This is a genomic window from Paenibacillus durus, assembly GCF_000756615.1.
In the GTDB taxonomy this organism is placed as follows: Bacteria; Bacillota; Bacilli; order Paenibacillales; family Paenibacillaceae; genus Paenibacillus_AQ; species Paenibacillus_AQ durus.
Genome location: NZ_CP009288.1, coordinates 1742860 through 1768352, shown reverse-complemented (window position 1 = coordinate 1768352; position 25493 = coordinate 1742860). Strand labels below are relative to the sequence as shown.

Annotated in this window: 23 protein-coding genes; 6 read left to right on the top strand and 17 right to left on the bottom strand. The window is 55.2% G+C overall.

Annotated elements, in window-relative coordinates; all coding sequences use genetic code 11:
• Positions 1–427: 427 nt before the first annotated feature.
• Positions 428–1045, bottom strand: coding sequence for an MFS transporter (locus PDUR_RS30060; protein ID WP_218918451.1), 618 nt, complete (start codon positions 1043–1045; stop codon positions 428–430).
• The gene (locus PDUR_RS30055; protein ID WP_218918450.1) at positions 993–1892 is read right to left on the bottom strand and encodes an MFS transporter; all 900 of its coding nucleotides are present in this window, start codon (positions 1890–1892) and stop codon (positions 993–995) included. The genes PDUR_RS30060 and PDUR_RS30055 overlap by 53 nt, the downstream gene beginning before the upstream one ends.
• 396 nt (positions 1893–2288) lie before the next feature.
• Here PDUR_RS30055 and PDUR_RS30200 point away from each other — a divergent pair, with 396 nt between their 5' ends.
• The 6 genes from PDUR_RS30200 (at position 2289) to PDUR_RS07985 (ending at position 6326) form a co-directional block, all read left to right on the top strand.
• Positions 2289–2405, top strand: coding sequence for a pirin family protein (locus tag PDUR_RS30200; protein ID WP_156130675.1), 117 nt, complete (start codon positions 2289–2291; stop codon positions 2403–2405).
• Between the two features lie 33 nt (positions 2406–2438).
• A complete protein-coding gene (locus PDUR_RS08005) occupies positions 2439–3026 on the top strand; it encodes a TetR/AcrR family transcriptional regulator (RefSeq protein WP_042205815.1) in 588 nt (195 codons plus the stop codon).
• A 218-nt stretch (positions 3027–3244) separates the two neighbouring features.
• Complete coding sequence (locus tag PDUR_RS08000; protein ID WP_218918449.1) at positions 3245–4000, top strand: 3-oxoacyl-ACP reductase family protein; 756 nt, start codon at positions 3245–3247, stop codon at positions 3998–4000.
• Between the two features lie 51 nt (positions 4001–4051).
• Positions 4052–4648, top strand: a complete 597-nt coding sequence (locus tag PDUR_RS07995) for an NADPH-dependent F420 reductase (RefSeq protein ID WP_042205813.1) — start codon at positions 4052–4054, stop codon at positions 4646–4648.
• Positions 4649–4773: 125 nt separating this feature from the next.
• On the top strand, positions 4774–5175 hold the full coding sequence (locus PDUR_RS07990) for an STAS/SEC14 domain-containing protein (RefSeq protein ID WP_042205812.1): 402 nt from the start codon (positions 4774–4776) through the stop codon (positions 5173–5175).
• On the top strand, positions 5172–6326 hold the full coding sequence (locus tag PDUR_RS07985; protein WP_042205811.1) for an MFS transporter: 1155 nt from the start codon (positions 5172–5174) through the stop codon (positions 6324–6326). Before PDUR_RS07990 ends, PDUR_RS07985 begins: the two co-directional genes overlap by 4 nt.
• Positions 6327–6342: 16 nt before the next feature.
• Here the strand turns inward: PDUR_RS07985 and PDUR_RS07980 are convergent, their stop codons facing one another.
• The 15 genes from PDUR_RS07980 to PDUR_RS07910 all read right to left on the bottom strand — a co-directional run bounded on the left by PDUR_RS07980 (position 6343) and on the right by PDUR_RS07910 (position 25493).
• Positions 6343–7086: a hypothetical protein gene (locus tag PDUR_RS07980; protein ID WP_042205810.1), complete on the bottom strand. Its 744-nt coding sequence runs from the start codon at positions 7084–7086 to the stop codon at positions 6343–6345.
• A 91-nt stretch (positions 7087–7177) separates the two neighbouring features.
• On the bottom strand, positions 7178–9271 hold the full coding sequence (locus PDUR_RS07975; RefSeq protein WP_042205809.1) for a 3-keto-alpha-glucoside-1,2-lyase-like domain-containing protein: 2094 nt from the start codon (positions 9269–9271) through the stop codon (positions 7178–7180).
• 30 nt (positions 9272–9301) lie between these two features.
• Positions 9302–10879 carry a response regulator transcription factor gene (locus PDUR_RS07970; RefSeq protein WP_042205808.1) on the bottom strand — a complete coding sequence of 526 codons (1578 nt, stop codon included), beginning with the start codon at positions 10877–10879 and terminating at the stop codon, positions 9302–9304.
• Positions 10854–12602: a sensor histidine kinase gene (locus PDUR_RS07965; protein WP_042205807.1), complete on the bottom strand. Its 1749-nt coding sequence runs from the start codon at positions 12600–12602 to the stop codon at positions 10854–10856. Before PDUR_RS07965 ends, PDUR_RS07970 begins: the two co-directional genes overlap by 26 nt.
• 171 nt (positions 12603–12773) lie before the next feature.
• Positions 12774–14132, bottom strand: coding sequence for an ABC transporter substrate-binding protein (locus tag PDUR_RS07960; protein WP_042205806.1), 1359 nt, complete (start codon positions 14130–14132; stop codon positions 12774–12776).
• Positions 14133–14273: 141 nt separating this feature from the next.
• Positions 14274–15110 (bottom strand): carbohydrate ABC transporter permease, encoded by an 837-nt coding sequence (locus PDUR_RS07955; RefSeq protein WP_042205805.1) that lies wholly within the window; start codon positions 15108–15110, stop codon positions 14274–14276.
• 21 nt (positions 15111–15131) lie between these two features.
• Positions 15132–16073 carry a carbohydrate ABC transporter permease gene (locus PDUR_RS07950; protein WP_042205804.1) on the bottom strand — a complete coding sequence of 314 codons (942 nt, stop codon included), beginning with the start codon at positions 16071–16073 and terminating at the stop codon, positions 15132–15134.
• Positions 16070–17437, bottom strand: coding sequence for an FAD-dependent oxidoreductase (locus PDUR_RS07945; RefSeq protein ID WP_042205802.1), 1368 nt, complete (start codon positions 17435–17437; stop codon positions 16070–16072). The genes PDUR_RS07950 and PDUR_RS07945 overlap by 4 nt, the downstream gene beginning before the upstream one ends.
• A gap of 261 nt (positions 17438–17698) precedes the next feature.
• Positions 17699–19033 carry an exonuclease domain-containing protein gene (locus tag PDUR_RS07940; RefSeq protein WP_042205801.1) on the bottom strand — a complete coding sequence of 445 codons (1335 nt, stop codon included), beginning with the start codon at positions 19031–19033 and terminating at the stop codon, positions 17699–17701.
• 149 nt (positions 19034–19182) lie between these two features.
• On the bottom strand, positions 19183–19575 hold the full coding sequence (locus PDUR_RS07935; RefSeq protein ID WP_042205800.1) for a PIN domain-containing protein: 393 nt from the start codon (positions 19573–19575) through the stop codon (positions 19183–19185).
• The gene (locus PDUR_RS07930; protein WP_042205799.1) at positions 19576–19809 is read right to left on the bottom strand and encodes a hypothetical protein; all 234 of its coding nucleotides are present in this window, start codon (positions 19807–19809) and stop codon (positions 19576–19578) included.
• Between the two features lie 249 nt (positions 19810–20058).
• Complete coding sequence (locus tag PDUR_RS07925; protein ID WP_042205798.1) at positions 20059–21603, bottom strand: HAL/PAL/TAL family ammonia-lyase; 1545 nt, start codon at positions 21601–21603, stop codon at positions 20059–20061.
• A complete protein-coding gene (locus PDUR_RS07920; protein WP_042205797.1) occupies positions 21596–22702 on the bottom strand; it encodes a thiohydantoin desulfurase in 1107 nt (368 codons plus the stop codon). Before PDUR_RS07920 ends, PDUR_RS07925 begins: the two co-directional genes overlap by 8 nt.
• Positions 22703–22871: 169 nt before the next feature.
• Positions 22872–24536 carry a thiourocanate hydratase gene (locus tag PDUR_RS07915; RefSeq protein ID WP_042205796.1) on the bottom strand — a complete coding sequence of 555 codons (1665 nt, stop codon included), beginning with the start codon at positions 24534–24536 and terminating at the stop codon, positions 22872–22874.
• Positions 24537–24557: 21 nt separating this feature from the next.
• Positions 24558–25493 (bottom strand): nucleoside hydrolase, encoded by a 936-nt coding sequence (locus tag PDUR_RS07910; RefSeq protein WP_042205795.1) that lies wholly within the window; start codon positions 25491–25493, stop codon positions 24558–24560.

Here is a 25493-nt window from a genome sequence, read left to right as displayed (position 1 = left end):
ATCCCGTATATACATGTGCATGGCCAAATCAAAATCATCAATGGCATAAATCGGCTTTTGATCCGGCTGTACCTGCGCGGACTCAAATAATCACGCAATTTTCGTCGAACAGGATTTTTCAGCAATCAAAGCCGCATGCGGTTCAGTCGCATGCGGCCTCATTTCTATACCCCCATACTATTTATTTAGTACTTTATTTACCAGCAAGGTAAATATTAGCATACTAACAAATCTATATCCTGATACATACATCACTCTATAAGTCCTATTATCATTCATTTCTCTTAGATTAGTGCATGAAAAAAGACCTATTCCTACTCATGATTTGAGTGAAATCCACATAATGACAAATCTAAAGGACCCTCTTCCACATCCAAGTGAAGGAGAGTCCGTTTATTTAGTTAAAAGAACTCTTTTCAAGAACCCGTTATTTTACGACAAGTTCTGTGTTGGCAGTCAACTGCTCCGCCTTCGTTTCAGCGGCATGCATGGCCCGAGACGATGGTTTTTTAATAGTTAAAGAGATAAGCATTCCTATTAGGATTCCAATTGCTGCGGCGTACATCGTGATGCTGGTTCCGCTAACCATCGCATGATTCAACTGCTCGCCGGTTAATCCGCGCGTATTCGCATTGGCGACAGCGACCAGAACGGCAAGACCGACCGCGCCCCCAATCTGCAAGCTGGTGGATGCCATAGCCGTAGCCACTCCTTGCTCACCCGGAGAGATATCGGACCCAGCGATGATCCATATTGGACCGTAAGTAATACCCATCGCGAGACCGATCAGAATGAGCCCGGGAATTAGCGCCGCATAACCGCTCCCTGGAAATATGCCTAAACCAAGTGCAGCTCCTCCAAGTCCGCCGATGAAAAAGCCAACCAGCAGCGTGGCGCGTATGCCTATAACTCTTGATAAAGGGTTGCTGAACTGGCTTCCAAGCATCTGAAACATCGTCGGAACAAGAAAAGCAAAGCCGGTCTGCATCGCGCTAAAACCATAGCTGTGTTGGAACAGAACTGTAAGAAAGTAGGGGATGGCCATGAACGTTCCCATGAAGACTGCGGTAAAGCCACATCGCAATAGCAAGATTGCGGTTTTTCAGTAGCCTAAGGGGCATCAGCGGATCGGAGCTGCGTGACTCGATCATCGCAAAGGCAGATAGGAAAAGGGCGGAAGCGATAAGACTGATCAAGACAAACGCTGAAGTCCAGCCTATTTCCGGTCCTTGCACTAGCACAAATACGAACAGTGTAACTCCCGCAGTCGCCGTAATTGCGCCGGGAAGATCGAAGCTGCGCTTCCGTGTGTTTTTGGCATCGGCAGGCATAACCATTAGAGTACCGGCACCCAGTATGAGGCCAAGCGGAACGTTAACGAAAAAAACGGAAGTCCAACCCCAAGTGCTAACAAGGATACCGCCAAGAAGCGAACCTAACGCAAGACCGCTTGATCCGGCAAGACTCCATATGGAAAGCGCCCGATTCCGCTCACGGCCTGCCGCAAACAGACTGTTGATCAGGGAGAGAATGGAGGGGAACAGAAATGCGCCGGCGAGTCCCTGAATAGCGCGCGCAAGGATCACCGTTCCGGCGTTGCTCGCAAAGCTGCCCATTAATGACGCAGCCGCAAAGATGAACAGCGCATTAACGAAGGTTTTCCGTTTGCCTAACAGGTCGGATATGCGTCCGCCCAACAGCAAAAAACCGCCAAAAGCGACGATATAGGCGCTTACTACCCATTGAAGCGTCTGCTGGGAGAAGCCAAGCTCTGCGCCTATTTCGGGAAGCGCGACATAAACAATATTGAAATCCAGTCCAAGCAGCACATGCGCAATCGACAGGATAAGCAGACTTAAGCGGAGTCTGGACCGCGAAATGGACCCGTTCATCTATGTACCTCTCTTAATGCTTTTGCAGATGTTGTCATGATCATTCACTCCTTCAAATTATTTTTGAAACGTTCGGTTCATAAGTGAACCTTAATGCATTCGTCCCTGTACTGTCAACCTTTTTTCGTCGGAAATAAAAAGAACCGGTATTTCGGCGCTAGACGATCGCCGGGCGATTACCGGGCGTTCGCCGGTGTTTGCCAGACATTTGCCGGGTGTTTGCCGGGTGTTTGCCGGGAATTTTCGGATCATTGCAGGGTAATTGCATGGCATATGCCTGCCGATACTTGCATACAGCCCGCTCTAGAGGGAATACTTGACATCCATCATGCAGCGTGATATTTTTCATATATGTACCGAACGTTCCAGAATGATAGGCGGAGTCTATCCTAAGCCATTAGAGGAAGGGCTATTGATCTAAATCCGCATAAAGGTTGTGAGATCATGACCTATTTCATTAACGGGCGGGCGGAGCATGGGGATTTTTTAGGGACAAAAAGTCCATCCCCTTGAGCAGTTGAAGCACACAGTGAGGAGGAAATCAGTATGGCAACAGGACGGCCGCGCACCTTCGATAATACCGAGGCGTTGAAGAGTGCGCTTCAGGTGTTTTGGGAAAAAGGTTATGAAGGCGCCTCCCTCTCGGATTTAACCGAAGCGATGAAGATTAACCGTTCGAGCCTCTATGCCACTTTTGGCAGCAAGGAACAACTATTTAACCAGGCGCTTGATCTTTACTTTGAAGGTCCGCCGAAGCTGACAAGCGCGGCCTTCAACGAGCCGACAGCCCGCGCCGTTGTCGAAAAACTCTTGAATGTTACTGCCGACTCCGTAACCAATCCTTCTTACCCGAAGGGTTGTCTGACCATTCGCGGAGCCATTGCTTGCGGAGAAGACGCGGACATGATTCGCCAAGAGCTTACGTCGCGCCGGGTGGAGACGGAACTGGCTTTGCGCCGTCGCTTTGAACAAGCGGAGTCTGCCGGCGACCTGCCTGCCGGCTCTAACCCGGCGGCGCTTGCCCGCTATATCATGACCATCTCCGAAGGCATGTCCATTCGGGCTGCGGATGGCTCAACCCGCGACGAATTGCAGGATGTGATTGAGCTTACGATGAAGGCTTGGCCATCATAAGCAGTCATATCCACTATCCCCTGCTTGTCTCTAAAAACATTCATCATTGGAACATACCCCCATTGAACAATCGGTGGGTATGCACGTTCCCTTGATGAATGTTTTTTATTTTCTCACTTTTTTTATTTTCCCTCTTGACAATTCATTTTCCCTAAGGTTATAGTTAGCACATAGTTTTGAACCGAACGTTTCAAAACAAAAAACTTGAGGAGGTTTTTATGATGACAACAACAAATAATAATTTATCTGGAAAAGTGGCACTGGTAACTGGAGGGTCCCGAGGCATTGGAGCAGCCATCGTAAAACGTCTGGCAAATGACGGCGCGGCAGTAGCTTTCACCTACGCCAGCGCGCAGCAAAAAGCGGAAGAATTGGTAAAAGAAATTGAAGCGTCCGGCGGACGCGCACTGGCTCTTCGCGCCGACAGCGGAGACGCCGATGCGGTGAAAGGTGCGGTTGCTGAAACGGTAAAAGCCTTCGGCGGCATCGACATTCTCGTGAACAATGCCGGACTCGCAAACTTGAAGCCCTATGATCAATTTGCCATCGAAGAATTCGATCGCATGGTTGCCGTCAACGTCCGCGCCGTGTTCGCAGCAGTGCAGGCAGCAGCTCCTCAAATGGGCGAAGGCGGACGCATCGTCAATATCGGCAGCATCAACGCCGACTTCAATCCGTTTCCGGGCAACAGCCTCTATGTGATGTCCAAGGCGGCTGTCGCCGGACTTACCCGGGGCCTCGCACGCGATCTGGCTCCGCTCGGCATTACCGTTAACAACGTGCAGCCGGGACCGACCGACACCGATATGAATCCGGCTGACGGTCCTTATGCTCCGGTTGTCTCCGGCATGATTTCGGTCGGCCGTTACGGTACGGGCGCGGAAATCGCCGACATGGTAGCTTATCTGGCTACACCGGGAGCCGCCTTCGTAACCGGCGCAACCATTAATGTAGACGGCGGAACCACAGTCTGATTCTTGGTCCAAGCTTGAAAACCAAAACCCAAATTTGAGAGGAGAATTTATATGTCTATTGGAATTATTGGCGCAGGTGAAATCGGGCAAGCCTTTGCCAAACAAGTCGTTAAAGCAGGTTATGAGGTTTTCTTAAGCAACAGCCGCGGACCGGAATCGCTTGCTCCGCTGGTAGCCAAACTTGGGGGCAAGAGCAAAGCCGTTACCGTTCGGGAAGCCGCAGCCGCCGATATTGTGTTTATTGCCCTGCCTTGGAAGCATCTGAAAGAAGCGGTTGCCGATTTGCCCGAATGGAACGGACGTATCGTGATCGATGCGATGAACCCGATTATTACTCCTGAATTCATCGTGGCTGATCTTGGAGGCAAAACGTCGAGTGAGGTGGTTTCGGAATTGGTTCCCGGCGCAAGGGTGGTCAAAGGATTCAATACACTGACTCCCGCTGTTCTGGGCTCTGACCCACAAATTGTCGGACGCCGCGTCATCTTCATATCCGGCGATGATGCCGCGGCCAAGGCAGAAGTCACCCGCATGAACGATAAAATCGGATTCGCCACCATTGATCTGGGCGGTCTCGCTGACGGCGGCAAATTGCATCAATTTCCGGGAGGTCCCCTCCCTACACTTAATCTGATCAAATTGCCATAAGTCTCGTCAGGGGGCGGTGTCCAAGGAACACAGGTCATGCGGTATGGCTGGTGACCCGAGTCTCCCTGGACACCCTCGCTGCCGAAGTTTACATATTAAAAGATGAACAATGGAGCGTGAGAGCTATGGTTTATTATGAATCCCCTCAAGTGGAGATTACCTGGAATGAAGCGCAGCAAATCGTTGAACTGAGATGGAAGGCTTTTGCCCAAGGCGAGCAGTTTCGTACCGCTATGGATAAGGTAGTGGAATTGGCCGGAAAAATGAATGGTAGCAAAGTGCTGTATGACAACCGCAAAATGTCGGTCATTAGTCAAGAGGATCAAGCCTGGGTTTCCCAAAACTGGGTGAAGCGGGCATCGGGCATCCAATACTGCGCAGTAATTGGGCCGGAGAAAGTCGTCGCCAAATCAAGCTTAAACCGGATTGTCGGCACCATCGACGAGTTCCCATACGAGTTGCAGTTTTTTCAGAATAGGGAGGATGCAGTGAACTGGCTGGCAGAAATGAGGTATAAAGTGAGATGAAACCTTATTATTATGTTGCCATTATCGCATTCGGACTGTTCAGCATCGTCAACACGGAATTTGGCGTCATCGGCACTTTTATTCAAATTACAGAAAAGTATCAAATTAGCGCTTCGCAGACCGGTATGCTCGTAAGTTTATTTGCGCTCACGATTGCGATTTTTGGCCCGTTCATGACGCTGCTGTTCTCAGGGTTTAACAAAAAACGGATCATGGCCTCTGTGCTGGCCCTTTTTACCGTCGCCAATCTCCTGTCAGCAATCGCTCCTAACTTTTCGCTTCTGCTCATCGTCCGCATCCTGCCCGCTTTTCTTCATCCGGTCTATTTCTCGCTGGCTTTCGTAGCCGCGGCAAGTTTTTTCCCAAGCGAACAGAAGAGTAAAGCGACAGCCTATGTATTTACTGGAGGTACGGTAGGGATGGTTCTGGGGGTGCCGTTCACCTCTTTTATCGCGGATCAATTTTCACTTGAAGCCTCATTTCTGTTCTCCGCCGCGCTAAATCTGATCGCGTTAATCGGTCTGTTAATCTCGGTTCCAAGCATGCCGGTAACAGCAAAACTATCCTATAAAAAGCAGCTCGGAGTATTGGCGAAACCCCAGTTATGGCTGAACATTGCCACCGTCTGCTTAACCATTTCGGCGATGTTTGCCGTATTCAGCTATTTTGCCGAATATCTCGGACAAATTACAAAAATGAGCGGGAAATTAATAAGCACCATGCTGATTCTGTTTGGAGCAAGCGGTGTTCTGGGAAATTTGCAGGCAGGCCGATTATTAAGCAAGCATGTGATCAAAACGACCCTTCTGTATCCTGTTGTATTGGCCATCACGTATCTGATCGTATTCTGGGGCGGAAGTTACTTCATTCCAATGATGATCATCGTGATTGTATGGGGATTCATTCATACCGGGGGCTTTATTATCAATCAGAACTGGTTAGCCTCCGAAGCATCTGAAGCGCCTGAGTTTGCCAACAGCTTATTCGTCTCTTTCTCGAATTTGGGCATTGCGATTGGTACGGCTTCGGGAGGCCAGTTCTTATTGCATATGGGTACACACCAGATCATCTGGGGCGGGTTATTCTTTCTAGCGCTTGCGGTCACCCTGATGCTTGCCAAAATAAAATGGTTCGGGTTCCGCGCGATTTAAACCTAAAACGTTCCGATCACTCCATCGACAGCTTGTCGTACAGGGAAGGATTCACCCGAACGACGGCGTTCGCCGCCTGCCGGTTCAGCCACGCTTCATAGCGTTCGTCGTCCAGCGGCCTGCCGGAGCGGTCGCCGTCCTTCTCGGCAAGCCACTGCCGCAGCGCCAGCGTAAGATTGGCCAGCGTATATCGGTAATAGGTTTGTTCGCTGTACTGCTGCGGACCATAGATCACTTCGCCGCGCCGAAGCCGGCTGCTTCGCGTCCGATTCTCCGCATCCAGCCGCGACAAGAAAGCCTCGTATCCGATGTCTTCAGCGATTCCGGCTTCCTTGGCGGCAATCTGCTGGACCTTTACCCTAACCAGAAGGTCCAGTGTCTTCTCTTTCAGCAGACCGAGCGGCGTCCGGCCGCCGATGTCGGAGGTCCAGAAGCTCTTGGCCGCCGGGTCGGCGCCGCCCTTCGCTGTCTCGGCGACAACCTCGCCCCGCAGCTCCAGCATGCGGGTCCGGAATTCGCCGTCCGCAACCGGTTCGCCGTTCACCCAGGCGACGGCGGTAAACAGATCGGTCGCCGCCCCGCCTCCGGCTTCGGAAACGGCAGATTCTGCAGGCGGCTTAGGCGGCGAACAGGCGGCGGGCACCAGCATCAGAAGCAGCAGCGCCAGCACCGCCAGCGGCCGAAGCCGGTGCCATCCTCCCTCCGCCAAGCGCAGGCGGAATTTGCGGTTTCCACCCCTCGCCTTCGTTCGGACGGTCATCGTTCATCCCTCCTTTCCTTATTCGCCCCGCCCGTATTCTTGCCGAACGAATGGCGGCGGCGGCAGGCTAGCTTAGCCGGCCAATCGGCCGTTACTCGGTCACCCGTACATTGTCGAATGACGCCATGCCGGAGTGCACGCGCAGGCCGATTTTGCCTGAAGCGAGTTCTGGTCCGCTGCCGGTCCAGGAAATGAGATCCGTGCCGTCCACGGCCCCGGTAATGGACTCGCCCTGAACCGTCGCCTTCAGCCTGTATACCTGATTCGGATTTACGGTTATCGGCACGCTGGCCAGCACTTGGAGATTGCCTCCCGTCTTCTTGTACAGATCGGCGGTGCTGCCCGTATCGTTTAAGCGAAACATATAAAAATTGTTCGCATCCTGATAGCGGAACAGAATGCCGCCATTGCCGCCAAGCTTCTTCACCTTCACATCCGCTTCAAGGCTGTAGTCCGTCCAGGAGGCTTCGCCAGCGAAAGCGATTGATTCCCCATAAAGGCCATTCTGGGCGTAGACCAGCGAATCCTCGGTCCCAATATCCCAGCTTCCTCCAACCGTGGCCCAGCCGTCCGCCGTTCCGTCTTCGAAATCGTCATTAAGCAGCGCCCCCGCAGGGTCCGTCGTTCCCGGGGCTTCGTATACGCCGATGTCGGGCGCCCCGCTGTACAGTGGATTGCCGAAGAAGTCGGCGCCGCCGTTGCCCCATACGACGGCACCCGCATTGATGGCCGGGGAGCCTTCGGCCAGCTGGTACGCCGAAGCGGTGTCGATGCCGGACGCGCCGCCGCCGTCAAGAAACATCGGGTCGGCCATAACCTTGCTTGGGTCATTCGGCACGTTCGAATTCGCGCCGTAGAACAGGTTGTGGCTGTATTTCACGTAATTGCTATTCGTGTACGTTCCCCCGGCGGCGTTATAGAAAATATTGTTGCTGTAATAAGCCATTCCGCTCGTGCTTGATTGGGTCAGAGCCGACGTAACACCGTGGTCGCGGTAAACAACATTGTTGTAGATATACAGGTTGCCGCCGCCCGGTCTCAAATGGAACGCACCGAAAGCGTCGTAATCATTCTGGCTGATATTGTAGCGGAAAATATTATTGTTCGTGCTATCCATAACCAGCAGGGCTCCGCCTTCGTTATGATGGCTAAAGTTATACTGATAGATGCTGTCGCTCACCTTGATGTCGAAATCCCAAGCCTGGCCGTCTCCCTGAAGAACCCGGGTATTGAACGCTTCGTTATGCTGGAAGACGGCCCCGGTAGTGTAATAAGCCCACTGGGCGGCGACGAAACCGATATTATCCAGATAATTTACCACCGATGTGTCGATGTCACAGCTGACGCCGATCTCGTTCGTCGTGTTGTATTCAATCAGCGGAGAGACGCCGGCGCGGACCAGAATGCCGTCCCGGTGAATTTTCTCCACATAGTTGCCGCGAATAATCAAATGGGTGAAGGCGTCCTGCTTATGGGCCCAGGACGTGTTGGCGAAGGCATCCGTCATCACCTGAATGCCGGTATCCGCCACGTTGATCACCGTATTGTTCTCAATTAGCACATCGTCCCACGTGCTCTCGGGACCGGTATTGCCGCCGCGGGCGTGAAAATTGATGCCGCCGGTTCTTCGGTCCGTGCCGAATACGTCATGGATGTCGTTGCCTTTAATATAAATATGCTTGAACGCGCCGGCGCCCGCCCCTTCACCGACGACGAGAATGCCGCTTCGGCGCATGTCGGTCGCGTGCTGCCCGCTCGTGATTTCCAAATTGTTAATTTCCCAATACGATACATTTTTAAGGCGGACGCCGAACCCTTCGCCGCCCACCGCCGTATTGCCGAAGTTAATCAGCGGTTTGGGCCCGGTTCCGTACCGGTCGACCACGATTGGGCTTCCTTCCACGCCCGACCCCTTCAGGTCCAGATAGGTATCGCTCCAGACCGAACCGGCTTTAAGCAGAATACGGTCGCCTGGATCGAATACGGCCGAATTGACCTTGGCGAGCGATTTCCAGGGACTATCTGTGCTCGTGCCGCCGTTCTCGTCGCTTCCCGCCCCGGCGTCCACATAATACGTCGTGCCCGCTGCCGACGCCCGTTCCGCCGGCATGAGGCCGACCGGACCAAATAACAGGGCGGCCATAAGCGGAAGCAGTAATAATTTTCTCAAAGTAACCGCTTTCATAAATATTCCCCCTAATTTGCTAGCCCCGTTCTACACATTCTTGAACTCGCTGGGGCTCTTGCCGCTGTACTTCTTGAAGACCTTGGAGAAATAAGCCCGGTCCGAGAATCCGAGCGTATAAGCTACATTTTCAACCGTCTCGTTCTCCCGGCGGAGCATGGAGATGGCGATGGAGATTTTGTAGCTATTGACGTAATCCGTAAATTTCATTCCGGCCAGCCGCTTGAAATAGCGGGAGAAATAGCTCGGATTAAGGTGCAGATGCTCCGCCATGTCCACCGAGGTTATCGTCCGGTCGACATGCTCCCGCAGAAAATCGTCGATGGCCTGAAGCCGAATGTCCTTCTCCAGATCGCTGATCGGCGTCAGCGCCTGATGCCGCCACAGGTTCCACAGCTCCCGCTTCGTCAGGTGCGCCGCTTCCTCCGCCCGGAGGGACCGGCTTAAGTGGACGAAGAATGCTTCCTCCGCCGTCCCGTTCGTCTCGGACGCCATCCGGCGTACACAATCGGCGTACGTTTCTTTAAGCAGCCTTGGCGTCCAATGCTCTGCTTCGGCGTGCTGCAGCAGCTTGCTCACGGCCAAATCAATCCAGGCGGCGTTGTCTTCCTCGAGCGCCAGTGACAGCATCGCCTTCTCTTTCTCTGGTTTCGATTCGGCCGCAGGCAGGAACGTGCGGTCCGGCTTCAGCATCACGGCGGGCAAAGCGGGGCCATAGAAGCTGTGATCGCGGTACTCCGCCAACTGCTTGTAGGTCTCGACGAACTGCCGAACCGGAACCGCCTCAGCCGCATAGAAGCCGCGCACGCTAACCTTTAGATACTGCTCCGCCTTCTCCCGGACAGACATCATATACCGGATCAGCTCGTCATCCGGGACATTCCGGTCATTGGTGTTCCACAGCAAATAAATGTCCGCCTCTCCGTCCATCAGCGGCGTGATCGTTGCCTGACCGGAGGACAGCTCAGCCGCGATGTTACCGACTGCAAAATGAAGGAGCGGCATATCCTTGTACCGGTAGCGGCCGACGACGGATGCGGCGTCGATATGCAAAAAGCCGTGGCGAAGATAAGGCAGCTTCCAGGAAATGCCGAGCCGTTCGCCGAACAGCAGAATATTGTCCCATTCCCCGCCTTCGGAGAGCAGCTGCTTCAGGAAATTCTGCTTCAGCACCTCCCGGTTACGCTCGATCGCCTGCTGGAACGAGTAGCGCTCCAGCAGCTCCCGTCGTCTCCGGATGCGTTCCATTGCCTTGCTGACACTATCTCTGAGCTGTTCGGGTGTAAGCTCATCCTTGATGAGATAATCGTCGGCCTCTAGCCCAATCGCCCTTTTGGAATAATGAAAATCTTCATAACAGGTCAGGAAAATAAGCCGCACCTCCGGCTTCATGATCCGGAATGCTTCCGCCAGCTCCAGTCCGTCCATGCCGGGCAGCCCGATATCGACGATGGCGAGATCAGGCAGGCTGTCATGAAACTGCTCCAGCGCCTGTTCGCTGCCGGAAGCCTCAGCGACCACCTCAAGCTTCAGATCGAGACAGCCCAGCAAATGCTTCACATAGTCCAGCATAGGCACATCGTCATCGATCAACATGACCGTCATCATGGGAAGAAACCTCCTTGCTGCCCGTTACCGGAATATAAAATGTAAAGATCATGCCGCCGTCCGGGTTCGCTGCCGCCGTCAGCCGCGACCGGTAGCCATACAGCACCTGCAGCCGCCGCGCCGTGTTGATCAGCCCCACGCCCTTTTCCGGCTGCGGCAGCTCGGGCTCCGCGCCCGACAGGCGGCGGCTCAGCCGCTTGATCGCCTCTTCGGCCATTCCCCGGCCGTTGTCGGAGATCGCGATTTCGAGCATGCCGCCGCTTAGGCGCGATTCCAGCTCGATACGAGGATGATCGGGACGGGCGGAGAAGCCGTGGCCGATCGCGTTCTCGACGACGGGCTGCAGCAGCAGCCTCGGCAGCTCCAGCTCTTCGGTTCCCGGCTCCAGCCGGTAATGAAAGGCGATGTCCAGCCGGTTGCGGACCTGCATCACCTGCACATAGCTGCCGAGGATGGCGCACTCTTCGGCAAGCTGAATCGGCTGATCGGCATGGACGTAGGCCCGCTGCAGCTTCATCAGCGCGTCGATCATCGCCCCGTGGGTGGTGTCGCCGGCCATCAGCAGATTGACCTTGATCGAATTCAGCGTATTGAGCAGAAAATGCGGACGGATCTGTGCCGACAGCGCCCGAAGCTCAAGTCTCCGCTTCTCTTCTTGCTCGCTTTCCACCTGGTGCAGCAGCTGGTTAATATCCTCCAGCATCTGGTTAAAAGCAGCGGACAGCATTGCCACCTCGTCCTTGCCCTTGACCGGAATCCGCACGTCGCGGTTGCCGCCGACATACTGCTTGACGCTGGCGCGCAGCAGACTGATCGGCTTGTTCATATACCCTGCCCAGAACATGGAGAGCACCAGAAAAGCCAGAAAAAACACACCGAACACCGAAACGGACACGAGAAACTCCCTGTTGATATGGCTGTCGATCGAACTGCGGGGAAGCTCGCTGGCCAGCAGCCAGCCGGTTCTTGAGATCCGCACCTCGCTGCGCAGCGGCTTCTTCCGGTCCGCTGCCTCGCTTCCCCCGCGTACGGCGATCGTCTCCCCCGCCGAATCGGTCAGCGACAGGACGACGGAAGCGTTGCCCGTATCCAGCAGATTTTCGAAATAATGGCGGGGAATGCCGATGAAGAGAGTGCCCAGCTTCTCATGGTTGCGCGGATCGAAGATGAAACGGGCGGCATAATAGTACTCCGGAACAGAGGCGCTTTCCCGGTAGGGAAACCACTGCAGGACCGTCCCTTCTCCCAGGTTCAGCCTGCCGCTCTCCTGCAGGAAACGGTCAGGTACCTTCGAGAAGACAGGGCGGTCCAGGTTGCCCATGATAATCCGGTTGTTCCGGTTGACGATTATAATTTCAAGGTCCGCGTCGAGCGTCTGTATCGTCAGAATGCCGCCTATCGATTTCAATTTGGCCTGATGGATGTAGGACTTATAATCACCGAAGTTCTCAGCGTTCGTTAAGTAGCGCAGACTGTTCAAGACTTCGGGATCATAGGTTTCGGAGAGATAGAGGGATGCGAAGGAAATGCTGTCGATCGTTTTTTCGATCTGATTGGCGATGACGGTGATCGTCTCTTCGTTGGTGCGAAGGATCTTGTCGCTTACGTTCTGACGAACGGATTGGTAAGACCAGAAGGTCACGGCGGCAAAAGGCAGCAGAATCAGGGCCAGGAACGAGAACTGCAGCCTCCGATGATAGGAGAAACGGCTCAGCCATTGCATAACGGGTCATCCTTCTCCCAGAGTATCGTTCTACTTCCATTATAAACCCTGACCTACGCGCCTGTATGACATTCCGGGTAAAAGTCCCGCAAAATAATGCCGCATGGCATCTTCGAAGCTTACCTGCGATTATTTTGCGGGGAACAAGGCAGCTTATCTACATACCGCCGTTTACCGGTTGGCGGCCACTACCTTTTCGACTTCCGCCGTCATTTCCGCCTTGACTTCATCGAAATTGCGATTGTCCAGCATATAGCTGGCAAAGGAATTTTCAACAATCGTCTTGAGCTGGCTGCCGTAGGGAACGGTGAAGGTGCCTTCCGGCATTTTGTTGCGGCTGTCGAACAAGGTTTTGGCGAGCGAGTCGGTATCGATCAAGTTTTTGTTCCCGCTGAAAAATTGTTCCAGAAGCGCCTTGCCGTCGACATTTTTCAGCGCCGGAATTTCCTGCGTGTACTTATAGGATTCCTTGGTCATCCAGCGGATAAAATCGTATGCCGCCTGCTTGTGCTCCGACTTGGCGCCGATCGCCAGACCACCGCCCGAAATGTTTGTCATCCCTACATCGGTTGCGTTCACGGAACGCGGCAGCGGCGCGTACACCATCTGAAAATCATGGGGGAATTTCTCCAGGTTGAGACCCGCCCGGACCGCGTAGCTCGGAACGGCCAGCATGCTGGCTTTGCCGGCAAAAAACTGCTGCAGCACATGATAATTCGAGGCCAGCACATCCGCATAAGGCTCAGCGCTCTTGTCTTCCTTCTCCATGGCGCGGCGGAGGTTGAAGAAATAACTAAAGGACGGGTCGTCGAAGATCGGCTTCAGGTCGGCGCTCAGCTGCGGATTCGGATGCTCGGTATACGCGATGATGTTCGCATATTCGCCCCAGGTGTGAAAATAAGTCCCGTAATGATCCGGGGCCGTCAGCTTTTTGGCGTAATCGCGGAAGTCGTCCCAAGTCCAGCCCATTTCCGGAAGCTTAAGTCCGGTCTCATCCAGATGCTTCTTGTTGAAGACCGTAAACCACTGTGTGGCAGAACCCATCAGCCCGTAGATTTTGCCATCCAGCTTGAGCACCTTGAAATATTCATCCTCCGGCTTGACTCCCTCGGCCTCAAAATACGAGTTAAGCGGTTCCACAACTCCGCGCGAAGCCCGCTCCATCAGTTCTTCCTCATTCCCGGTCATGAAAGCGTCTACAATTTCACCGCCGGCAACGAGAACGTCCAGCTTTTTCAGGAACTCCGTACTATCGCTGTTCTGGACAAGTGAAATATATTCCACCTCTACTTTGTCCTGCGACTGGTTGTAGGCCTGAACCGCCTGGTACGCAGGCTCCTCCGGTTTATTGGACTTAAAGGTGTAAAATTTGATCTTTTCTTTCTCCGCGGGTGTGTTCGCCTGGCTTGTCGCGGCCGGATCGGCGGCAGCCCCTTTGTCGCTTGCGGCCGGAGCGTTCCCTCCCCCGGAACAAGCGGTAACCGAGAACGTCAGCAGCAGGGAGGCCAACCATAGTGCAGGTTTCTTCATACCATTTCCCCCTTCATTTCATTGGTGCAATCTAATTATACTACCCTGCCGCCGTGCGTACCGTGTATAGTCTTGTGGTGCGGGTGTAGACATTTTTGACTTTGCCTGCGGCGAAAGTCCCGCTAAGCCGGGCCCCTTCGCTCATCCTTTGACCCCGCCGATGGAAATACCCTGGATCACCTGCTTCTGCAGGATCAGGAAAAGCACGAGCAGCGGGATAATGGCCGCAAGCGAAGCCATCATCATCACTGAAATCGTGGTTCCGAACTCCTCCTTGAAGAACTGCATGCCGAGCGGAATCGTATACAGATTGGTCGAATTCAGCATGATCAGCGGACCCTGGTAGTCATTCCAGGTCCAGATGAATTTGATGATGCCGACGGTGGCCAGAATGGGACGGCTCAGGGGCAGCATGACGCTCCAGAAAATACGGTAGAATCCGGCGCCGTCCAGCTCGGCCGCTTCCAATAGATCGTTGTGCACCCCGATCATGAACTGCCGCAGCAAAAAGGTGAAATAACTGGAGAACATGCCCATCAGAATGAGCGCGGCATGCGTATCGTAGAGTCCCATTTCCTTGATCATGATGTAGCGGGGAACGAGCGTCGCCTGCTCCGGAATCATCATAAAGGCCATCATGGCGCTGAAGACGAGGCCCCTCCCCGTAAATTTCAGCTTGGACAGCGCGTAGCCGGCCATGGCGGAGACGATGAGCGTTGCGAGCGTGGAGATCAGGGCGATTTTGACCGAGTTCATATAGAAGAGGCCGAAGGAGACATCCCCCATCCAGACGGTCCTGAAATTTTCGGCAAAATGCCAATCCTTAGGAATCCACTGAATCGGAAACGTCCAGACCTCTTTCTCCGTCTTGGCGGCGGCGGACATCATCCAGACCAGCGGCAGCAGGAAGAAGAACGAGAGCGCGCCGAACAGCGCTGTCAGTACGATAGGCCCAAGCTTGATTTTTCGTATCGTCATTTGCGCGAAGTCCTTTCTACATTAATAATGAACCTTCCGGCTCTGGGTGATCCAGGTCAGCGAAGTCACGAGCATAATGATCAGGAATAATATCCAGGACATGGCGGAAGCGTAGCCCATCCGGAAATGCTGAAATCCTTCTTCGTAAATTTGGTATACAATGACCGTGCTGGAGTAATTAGGTCCGCCGTTTGTCAGGAACTTGATCATATCGAACACCTTGAACGAAGAGATGATGCTGGTAATCGCCAGAAAAAAAGTCGTCGGCCCGAGCAGCGGCAGCGTGATCCGCCGAAACTGCTGGATGCCGGTCGCGCCATCGATAGTCGCAGCCTCGTAGAGCTCATCCGGGATATTGGTCATCCCCGCCATAAAAATGATAATCTGGTAGCCGAGCAGCTGCCAGATATAGATCACCATGATTGCGGCAAGCGACCAGCTCGTGTCCACCAGCCAGCGGGGCGGATCAGAGACTCCAAGCTGCATCAGCAGCTGGTTCAGCGGTCCCTTGGACGGATGATAGAGTGCCGACCACACCGCGGATACCGCGACTGTCGAACAAATATAGGGAACGAAGAACGCTACCTTGAAATAATTCTTGAAGTATAGTTTCTTGTGGATGATCGCTGCAAAAATAACGCCCATCAGCATCGTGGCCGGCACGGTGCCGGCAGTGAAGCCGATGTTGTTCTTCAGCGCCTTTAGGAACCTGTCGTCCCGGAACAGCTCGGCAAAATTATCGAGGCCGATAAACTTGATGGCGGACAGGCCGCCGACGAGGTTCCACTCGGTCAGGCTGAGGCCCAGGCTGAAGATGAGCGGAAACACAGCGAGGACGAGCATGCCGAGTACCTCGGGCGCGATGAACAGCCAGCCGGCTAGTTGTTCGCGCCTCCGGCGGGTCCAGTACGTTCTTTTTTCCGCAGCGGCGAGCTGCTTCTGTACGGTTGCATGATGGCTCATCTCACGTCACCCCTGTTCCCGGCGGCGGACATCTCGGGCAGATAGGCCCCTTCTTCCCGCAGGCGCTGCCGCAGCCGGCCGACGTTGACCGCATGCACATCGCCGTCCGCCGAGGCGGCGAGGGCTGCGGCCAATCCGGCGGCTTCACCCATCGCGAGGCAGACCGGCATGACGCGGACGCTGCCGAGTACCCGGCGCTCGCAGGAGATGGACCGCCCGGCCACAAGCACATTGCGCAGCCCACGCGGCGTCAGGCAGCGGTAGGGGATGCCGTGCGATTCGCCGGGTCCGTACAGCGTAATCGTCTGCGCCGAGCCCGCCTCGCTCTTCTCCTCCTTCTCGGTGCCGTGCACATCGATGAAGTAGCTGTTGCGGCAAATCTCGTCCTCGAAGCTCCGGCGGGAGACGTAGTCATCCACCGTCAGTACGTAGTCCCCGATGATACGCCGCGATTCGCGGGTGCCCATCAGCGTGCCGGTGCTGGCGACATAAGCATTGCCAAAAGAAGCCGGCTGGATCTCGGCCAGCATGTCGCGGTAGGCGGCGGCCATCTTCCGCCCCCGGATCAGCGCCTTGGATACGGAATGGGCATTCGTATTGTCCACCTGCCACAGATGGCCGGCGTTGAAACCGACGGCGCGCGGAGCGATTAGATTGTTGCAGAGATGCGTGTCCGGTACTTCCGGGTACCGGCCCGAGGCCACCGCTTCATGGATCGGGCTTTGCGGGTTCTCTTTATGGAGAAGCGGCCCGTTCAGATAAGCATATTCGTCCACATTGCCGAGGATGAAGCAGTGGGTCGCCGGCTGGAGGTCACCGGTGGCGCTGTCGCCTTTCCGGTACTCCGCTCCCGCCCAGGCGGCCACATCCCCGTCGCCCGTGCAATCGATATACACCGGCGCACGGAACGCCTGCAGCCCGCCCTTGTTCAAGGCGACAATCGCCGTCACATTTCCCTGCCCGTCCGTCTCCACCTCGGCCAGCGAGGTGAGGAACAATACGTCGGCGCCGGCCTCTGTCACCAGATTATCGTAGACGACCTTCAGCTTCTCCAGCTCGATCGGCACCCAATCGAGCGCCTCCGGCTTCACATGGGGCATTTGCGCCTTCAGCGTCTCGAACACCTTGCCCGCCAGCCCGCGGTAGACCATTTTCTCCTTATCCGAGAACGGGCACCATGCCGGGACTAGCCCCGATGTCCCCATCCCGCCTAGACTTCCGGTGGCCTCGATCAGCAGCGTCTTCGCCCCTTCCCGCGCGGCTGACGCCGCGGCAGTACATCCTGCCGGTCCGCCCCCGACAACGATCACCTCATAGGTTGTATTCAGCGGGATTTCCCTGCTCTTCAATTTGTAGCTATCCATGCGAGCCTCGCTTTCCCGGCGGATTCCCCGCTTCCGGCGGTCCGCCGCCTTTATTCGACCTCATTATATCAACCGGTGGTCCAAAATACGGTATAGCTCTCATACCGGTTGACGTGTATTTTTTTGACCTTGGGGGCCGGATTCTTGTCTAAGTAAAAAGCGCAAAAAAAGCAGGCATCATCTGCCTGCGTGGGGGGAAAACGAGATTGGGAATACTTAAGACCCGTGAGCGGGATGAAGAAGCTGCTAAATCCTTGATTGTTACAACGCGGTCTCGCTGATGATTTCGATGCAGCTACCCTTGTCCTTCATTTCCAGCGCTTTTTTAATTTTTCCGCCAAAATTGCCGTAAGCCCAATTCGCGCTTCCCTCCCCGCCGACAATCAGGTAGTGGACCGCTTTCGTAAGCCCTGGCACGCAGCTGCCTCCTCTCTGAACAATGAGCCGCTCCAGTTCCGCTTTCGTTCCCCGGATGAATGTACCGGTCAGACAACATACTTTTCCATTCAAATCGATCGATTCTTCCATGTCGGCGGCAATCTTCGGGTTCACATATCCTTCAATCAGCGAAAGCAGCGCCGACTCTTCCTCGGCGGTTATCCGGCCATCCTTAAGAATTTGCACCAGCGCTTCATAGATTTTATTGAACGGGTAGTTCCCGCTTAGTTCGCTATGCTGTTCCATCCAGCCTTTGAGCGCGTCGACCTCCTCCCGACAGATCAAACCATCGCCAATAATACCTTTCAGAATGCCGTACAGTACCTGCATTTCCAGAGTAAGACTGCTGAACAAGTTTGAAGACTCATGGGTCTTGATCCACTGCATGAGCTGCTTGAACTCCTTCTCCGTAATGACCTGATCCTCCAAAATTTGGTCGAGCACACGGTAGCATTCCGCGAAATGTTCCTGACGGCGGTAAGCTTTATACTCCTGCATCCAAGTCTCAATCGCTTTGTGCTCCTCCACCCGGATCAACTGATCGATTCCGATTCCATAAAGAATACCGTACAATTCATTCATCGCTTTCTGAAGCACGATCCCGTTGGCCTTTAGCGTCTCGTCGAACCGAAACGCTTGGACATCTCCGGGCAGCAAGCCATAATGTTGGGTCAACCAGACAAACAAGGACATGCAGGCTCGGGTGTCGTGCAGGGCATGATGATGCTCGGACAGTTCGATATTCAGCTCACGAGCTAAATCCGGCAGACGGTAGGAACGCGCCGGCAGATGTCTTTTGGCCTTCTCGCATGTGCAGAAATAGTTGAACTCCGGTATGGGCAAATCGTAATAGAGCAGTGCTTTACTGATGACCCTGAGATCGAACCGGGCATTATGGGCTACCGTTACAGCCGTTACCAGATACGGCTCAATTTTAGGCCATACCTGAGCAAAAGTCGGCTTGTCCTTCACATCGGCTGCCTTGATGCCGTGTACCGCCATATTCCGCTCGTCAAAACCGGCCTCCGGGTTAATCAAGTAGTAGCCTTCGAACTCAATAACCCCGTCTTGAACATGAATAATCGCCAGGGAACAGATTTTGTCATTCGAAGGATTGGGCGTTTCGACATCAATAAAGGTATAGCTGTTCGGATTCATGGATTTTCCCTTCCCTGTAATTATATGGTTCAACTATACCATAAGGATCAGGTCCGGTATGGGAAGTTTGACACAGAAAGCGAATGATTGATTCTTCCCTTAATAAAAAACAACCCATCGTATCTCCCTATGGAGTGACGATGGGTTAGCTAGATTGATATTAACGGTATACCAAATGCTTCCTGAACAAAGTTCATATCATGATCCCTTGACACAAGACCAAGCTGGTGTTCTAAAGAAGTGGCGATAATAATCGCATCCGGTGTTTTAAGCTTACGGCCTTTTGATCTTTGTTCTCTTCTTATGTCGCCGGCAAGCCGTGCAATGGGGGAGCTTACGTCGATGCATCTGCGGGTATTAAACAGTTTAATCCCCTGCAAGCGGACTTCAGAACTTAACCCACTGAACACTTCACACTCCGTAATAACGGAAAAATAGATGGACATCCGATCATCCCTGGCTTGTCGAACAAACTCCAATGCGGCAGGTTCAGCCGCAAGAAGAGCTATGGCAATATTCGTATCGAGTAAATAACCGTCCAATTAATTCCACTCATCCTCGCGCATTTTTTTGACATCCTCAGTCAATTGCTTCGCTTGTTCCGGAGTTAATACGCCGGCTGATTCAAGAATGTCATCAATGGAGTAGTCATCCTCAACTTGAATGGTTTCATTTTCCAAATTAATTTTAATTTTACTTTGCGTAATATTCATTTTGGCTAAAATGGAACGAATTTCCTTGGCCGTTTGTCTATCCATTTTTTTCGGTAGGGACATGTCGGAGACAGCCTCCTTCCAGTTTGCATTTTGACAACATTATAACATGCAGGCAACAGATAAAGAAGGAAACGAATTCACATTGATCGACACCGTCCCGAAGATCTTCGACTCACCCACTCTCACAGCAAAACACGCCTGTCCACAAACCGGACCGCCTAATGACATCGGTTTGCTGAACAGGCGGGAAAATCTGTGTAATCAAAATATGTCGACTCAGAATGCGCAATCTGCTGCAAGTATGGGCTTTCACTTGCTTAGCACCCGCCGCACTGACGTCAGCAACTCCCCGTCCTTGATCAGCCGGTACGCCGCTTCAATATCCACCGTCTGGATGCGGTCGGCATCCAGGAAAGGCACGGCGGTGCGGAGCAGCCGGTAGACCGCCTCCGTTCCCCGTCCCAGCTTAACCCCGCCGCGCAGGTCAATGGCCTGCGCGGCGTGAATGGCTTCAATCGCCAGCATATAGGTGAGCCGGTCAATGATCTCCCTTGTCTTGGAGACGACAAACGGCGCGTTGGTTCCGTGGTCCTCGATATCTCCCGCCAGCGACATGTAATCGGCGGAGGCCGGATTGCTGAGATGGCGGATTTCCGCATCCAGCGAAGAGGCCGTCTTCTGGACGGTGCCGAAGCCGATTGAGCGGTCCGCATCCGGCGTCAGAAAGCGGCTGAGGCCGGTAAAGGCCGGGTCTCCGAGCTTGAGGATGCGGTAGCAGGAGCTTTTGGAGACATGATGCAGGGCGCTGCCCAGCATCTCGAATCCCAGCGTCCAGACCACGGGATCAAAATTGGCGCAGGATAATATGCGCCGCTCTTCCGCCAGCACGCAGGGATTGTCATCCGGGCTGTTCAGATGAATCTCCAGCAGCTCCCGGGTATAGGCAAGCGCGTCACGGGCCGCGCCGTGGATCTGGCAGGCATCACGGAAGCTGAGCGGGTCCTGCAGGGAGTCCGGATTATACGCCTCCCACAGGCCACTGCCGGCCAGATTCTTGCAGACATTCGCCGCGCTGGCAAGCTGCCCCCGGAATGGACGCTTGCGGTGAACGGCTTCGTCCAGCGGGCTGACATTGCCGCGAATTGCCTCCAGCGACAGGGCGTATACCGTATCGGTGACTTCCAGTAATCCTGCCAGATCATGCAGCGCCAGCGCGCCGTTTCCGGCTGAGAGCGCATTGGAGCTGACGATGGCCAGCCCGTCCTTCGGCCCCAGCCGCAGCGGAGCCAGTCCAAGCTCCGCGAGCGCCTGCTTGGCCGGCAGGCGGCGTCCGCCAAGCTGCACCTCTCCTTCCCCGATCATCGCCAGACCCAGGTGGGCGATCAGGGTGATATCCGCGGCGCCCACCGAACCGCGCAGCGGCATAACCGGGTGAAGCCCCAGATTGAGGAAGTCGGCGTAGAGCGCAGCGATTTCCGGCTGCGAGCCGGTGGCTCCTGAGAGCAGGCCGTTCAGCCGGGCGAGCATCGCCGCCCGGACCACCTCCTCCGGGGCCTCGGGCTTGACCCCCGCGCTGTGGGACAACAGCAGGCTGCGGTTGTAATCTTCATACAAGCCGGGAGAAATGACTTTGTCTTTATTCCAGCCTACGCCCCGGTTCAACCCATATACGGGCAGTCCTTCTTCTGCCAGCTCGAAGATTACCTGCCGCGCCTTCTCTAGCCGTTCCCAGGCGCTTGGCGCGATTACAACTTCCCGGTTGCCCCGGGCAACGCTGTCCACATCGGCCACACTAAGACCGGTTCCATCCAGCACCAGAGCACTGCCGGAGACCGGGCGGCTTCTCTCAGCCATGAACCTGCTTCTCCTTGCCGAAGGCGTAGCTCTGGAGGTCGATCCCCAGCACCTCTTCCACTTCGGGATAGACGCTCGGGTCCTTGACGCTGGAGCTGAGCGGAACATTCGATTTGTCGATGGCAAACACGGCAATCTCCTGTCCTTCCTTCAGATCCCCCACGCTGACCGGACGGCCTGTGGCCAAATCAATGGTCGTAATGACATCGGGGAAGGTGGTCAGCCGTGTGCCCGACCGGTCGTCCACGGCCATATATTCGTTCATCACGTGCAGGATCAGCGAATTCCCCGGAATTTCCACTTCAATGGTGCCAATATCAAAAGCGCCGGAATAGCTCACATTTTTCTTCGTTACCGTACCTTTGCCGACAATTTTGCCCTTTGTATGGCGCACGATCGTGTCAAGCACCGCCTCCGCGCCGTCCGGCTCGGCCGCTAGGATCGCCCGTCCCAGCTCAATCGCAATCGAGATACCGCCCAGCGCGGCATGCTCCTTAATATATTTCGCCGGGAGCGGATGGCGCGCTGCGGCGATAAAGCCGCCGGCCATGTCCGATGCGGTGCGCAGAACGTTCGAGGTCCGCGCCGGGGTCCCTTTGACAACCAGCTCAATGTAGCTGCCCAGCTCCGGCTTGCCGCCAGCAACCGCCTGGACCGTCTCGTAATCAATGGACGAGGCGAGGCCGAGCGAGCCCATTTTGCCGGTGGGATGGGCGCGGATGTCTCCGGTAGCGTCCACAACGACAAGGCCGAGCGCGGCCGCCGGCAGCCAGCCGTTGATCGTGCTGGACATGCCGTTCTGCGGCGTCATGACGCCGGCAATTTTGCCGTCATAGTGGTCGATGACGAGCTGCACGGCTTTGATATAATCTTTGCCGAGCATCTGCCAGTCCCGGCCCGCCGGTGCGCCGATAGCCGTACACGTCAGAATAACAGCGTTTTCCGGCAGCTCATCGACCGACACCAGCTTCGGACGGCCCACGCTTAGCGCGGCGTGACCGATATCCAGGCCGTGGTCCACCCAACCGCCCCCGCCGCTGGCAAATACGGAACCGCCTCTAACCGCGGCGTTTACATCATCTCTCGTTAACTCTCTCATTTACTCCAGTCTCCTTCTGCGGCAAGCCGGGCGCAGCGGCACGAAAGGCATTCATTCGCCTATTTCCAGCGCTTTTCCGGCTCGTCGCCGTTATTTTTTGCACACGTATCCGTGGGCCAACTGTCAGCCGGCACAACGATTAGTCCACCAACTGTCGGCCGGATAAAATTTAGTCCGTCAAAATTTCTTCGTGCCTGCCGGTATCGATTCTTGCGATGCCTTTGCGTTCCACCTCGTCCAGCGACTCCTCGTATCCGGCATCCGCATAGCGGAGCACGCCCAGTCCGGTATCGTTATCGAGGGCGGTCCGCAGGCGCAGGTCGCTTTCCTCCTTGCCGTCGGCGACAATGGTGACGCCGGCGCTCGTCATGTACCCCGCATATCCTCCGCCCCCGGAATGAATGGCCACAAGATCGGCCATGGAGGAGCAGTTCAGCATCGCGTTCAGCAGCGGCCAGTCGGCAATCGCGTCGCTGCCGTCCTTCATCCGCTCGGTCATGATGTTCGGGTGGGCCATGGCGGCCGCATCCAGATGGTCCCGCGAGAACGCCACCGGACCGCTCAGCTTGCCTTCACGAACCATCTCATTCACGGCCAGCGCCAGCCTGCTGCGATCGCGGTGGCCGAACCAGCCAATCCGGGCAGGTAGCCCTTCGACCGGTACGTGAATGTTCGCCAGCTTGATCCAGTTCGACACGATCTCGTTGTCGCTGAATTCGCGCAAAATATATTCGTCAATCGTCCGGATGTCCTGCGGGTCGCCGCTGAGGGCGATCCAGCGGAAAGGGCCGATGGCCCGGGCGAACAAGGGCCGCAGGAAGGCTTCGGTGAAGATGTCGATGTCAAAAGCGTTAGCGACGCCATACTTCACCGCCTGCGAACGGATATTATTGCCGTTGTCGAAGACAACCGCGCCGCGCGCCTTGAATTCCAGCATCGCTCCTACCTCGGCCGCAATCGACGCTCCGGCGGCTTCTTGAAGTCCGGCGGGGTCCTGCTTGCGGGCCTCCGCCGCAGTGGCGGGGGTATAGCCACTCGGAATATACCCGTAGAGCAAATCATGCGCGGAGGTCTGGTCCGTCACAATATCCGGCAGCACTCCGCGCGCCAGCAGCTCGGGATAGACGTCGGCGGCATTGCCGAGCAGGCCGACCGACAGCGCCACTCCGCTTCCTTTCGCTTCTTCGATCCAGGCCAGCGCTTCGTCCAGGCTTGCGGTCTTGCACTGCAAGTACCCCGCCGCAATGCGCTTGTCGATCCGTTCCTCCGCGACCTCCACGCATAAAATCGTCGCGCCCGCCATCGTTCCGGCCAGCGGCTGGGAACCGCCCATACCGCCAAGGCCGGCGGTCAGAATGAACCGGCCTTGCAGGCTTCCGCCGAAATGCAGGCGGGCGATGCTCTGAAATATTTCATACGTTCCCTGAATTACGCCCTGGGAACCGATGTACTGCCAGGCGGCAGCGGTCAGCCCTCCCCAGATGATCAGGCCCTTGTCCTGCAATTCATAGAAGTTCTCGCTGGTCGCCCACCGGCCTACCAGATTGCAGTTCGCCATCACAACGAGCGGGGCCTGGCGGTGCGTGCGGAAGACGCCGATCGGTTTGCCCGATTGAATGACCAGTGTCTCGTCCTCTTCCAGATTCTTCAGCGTGTCCACAATGGCCCTGTAGGACGGCCAGTTCCGCGCCGCTTTGCCCAATGAAGCATAGACGATCAGTTCCTTCTGGTTCTCGCCGTTCTCCAGCACATTCTCCAGCATCCGCAGCAGCGCTTCCTGCCGCCATCCTTTACAGCGAAGTTCTCCTCCTCTTGCCGCAGTAATTCTGCTCACGGCTATCCCATCCTTTCTGTTTCAATCTCTCTCCGCGCTTAAAAACTTGCCTGTCATCCAATCCCAGAACCGATTGCAGTCGATATCAACCGCAGCGCTCACATTCGGTTCTTTTCCCGTAACGTTGTTGAAGTCGGCAACGGTCATGCCCCGGGTTACCGTCCCTTCGGTCTCCACCGTCACTGCATATTGGTTCAGCGTAACGAGCCCGGGAACGACCAGACTGGCCAAAGCGATGGCATCATGGACATTCGGCGGGTCAAAGCCGTACTGCTCGCAGCGGCGCAGCATAAAATCGAAAATCCGGGCGGCAAGGCCGGCAAATTTGTTGTCCAGCCGCTTGACGGTTTCCACAACCGCAAGCGGAAGCTGCGGTTTCAGCGTCACATCCAGCCCGACCATGACCAGAGGAATGCCGGACTCGAACACGATTTTCCCAGCGTCCGGATCGACATACAGATTGAACTCGGAAGCCGCGGTCATGTTGCCGCCTCTGAGCGCGCCGCCCATAATCGTAATCCGCTTGATCAAATGGACAATATCCGGGTAACGAATGATGGCCTCGGCAATATTGGTAAGCGGGCCGACGGCCACAATTTCAAGCTCGCCTTGCATCCGAGCGGCATGCTCATAGATGGTGTCAGCCGCATCCTTCCCGTAAAATGACCGGTTCGACTTCGGCACAGTCACATCGCCGAGTCCGGCCCGGCCATGACTGATCGCGGTATGCAGCTCCTTGTTAAGCGGCTTCGCCGCACCGACCGCAACAGGGATATCAAAGCCAAGATAATCCACAATATTCAGCGTATTGCGGCTTGTCAGATCGACTCCGACATTTCCGGCGACGGCGGTGAATGCTTTGATATCCAGCACCTCCGTGCTCATCAGCGCGCAGATAATGGCAATGGCATCGTCTGTGCCGGTATCGACATCCATGATTAAAGGAATTTTGTTCAT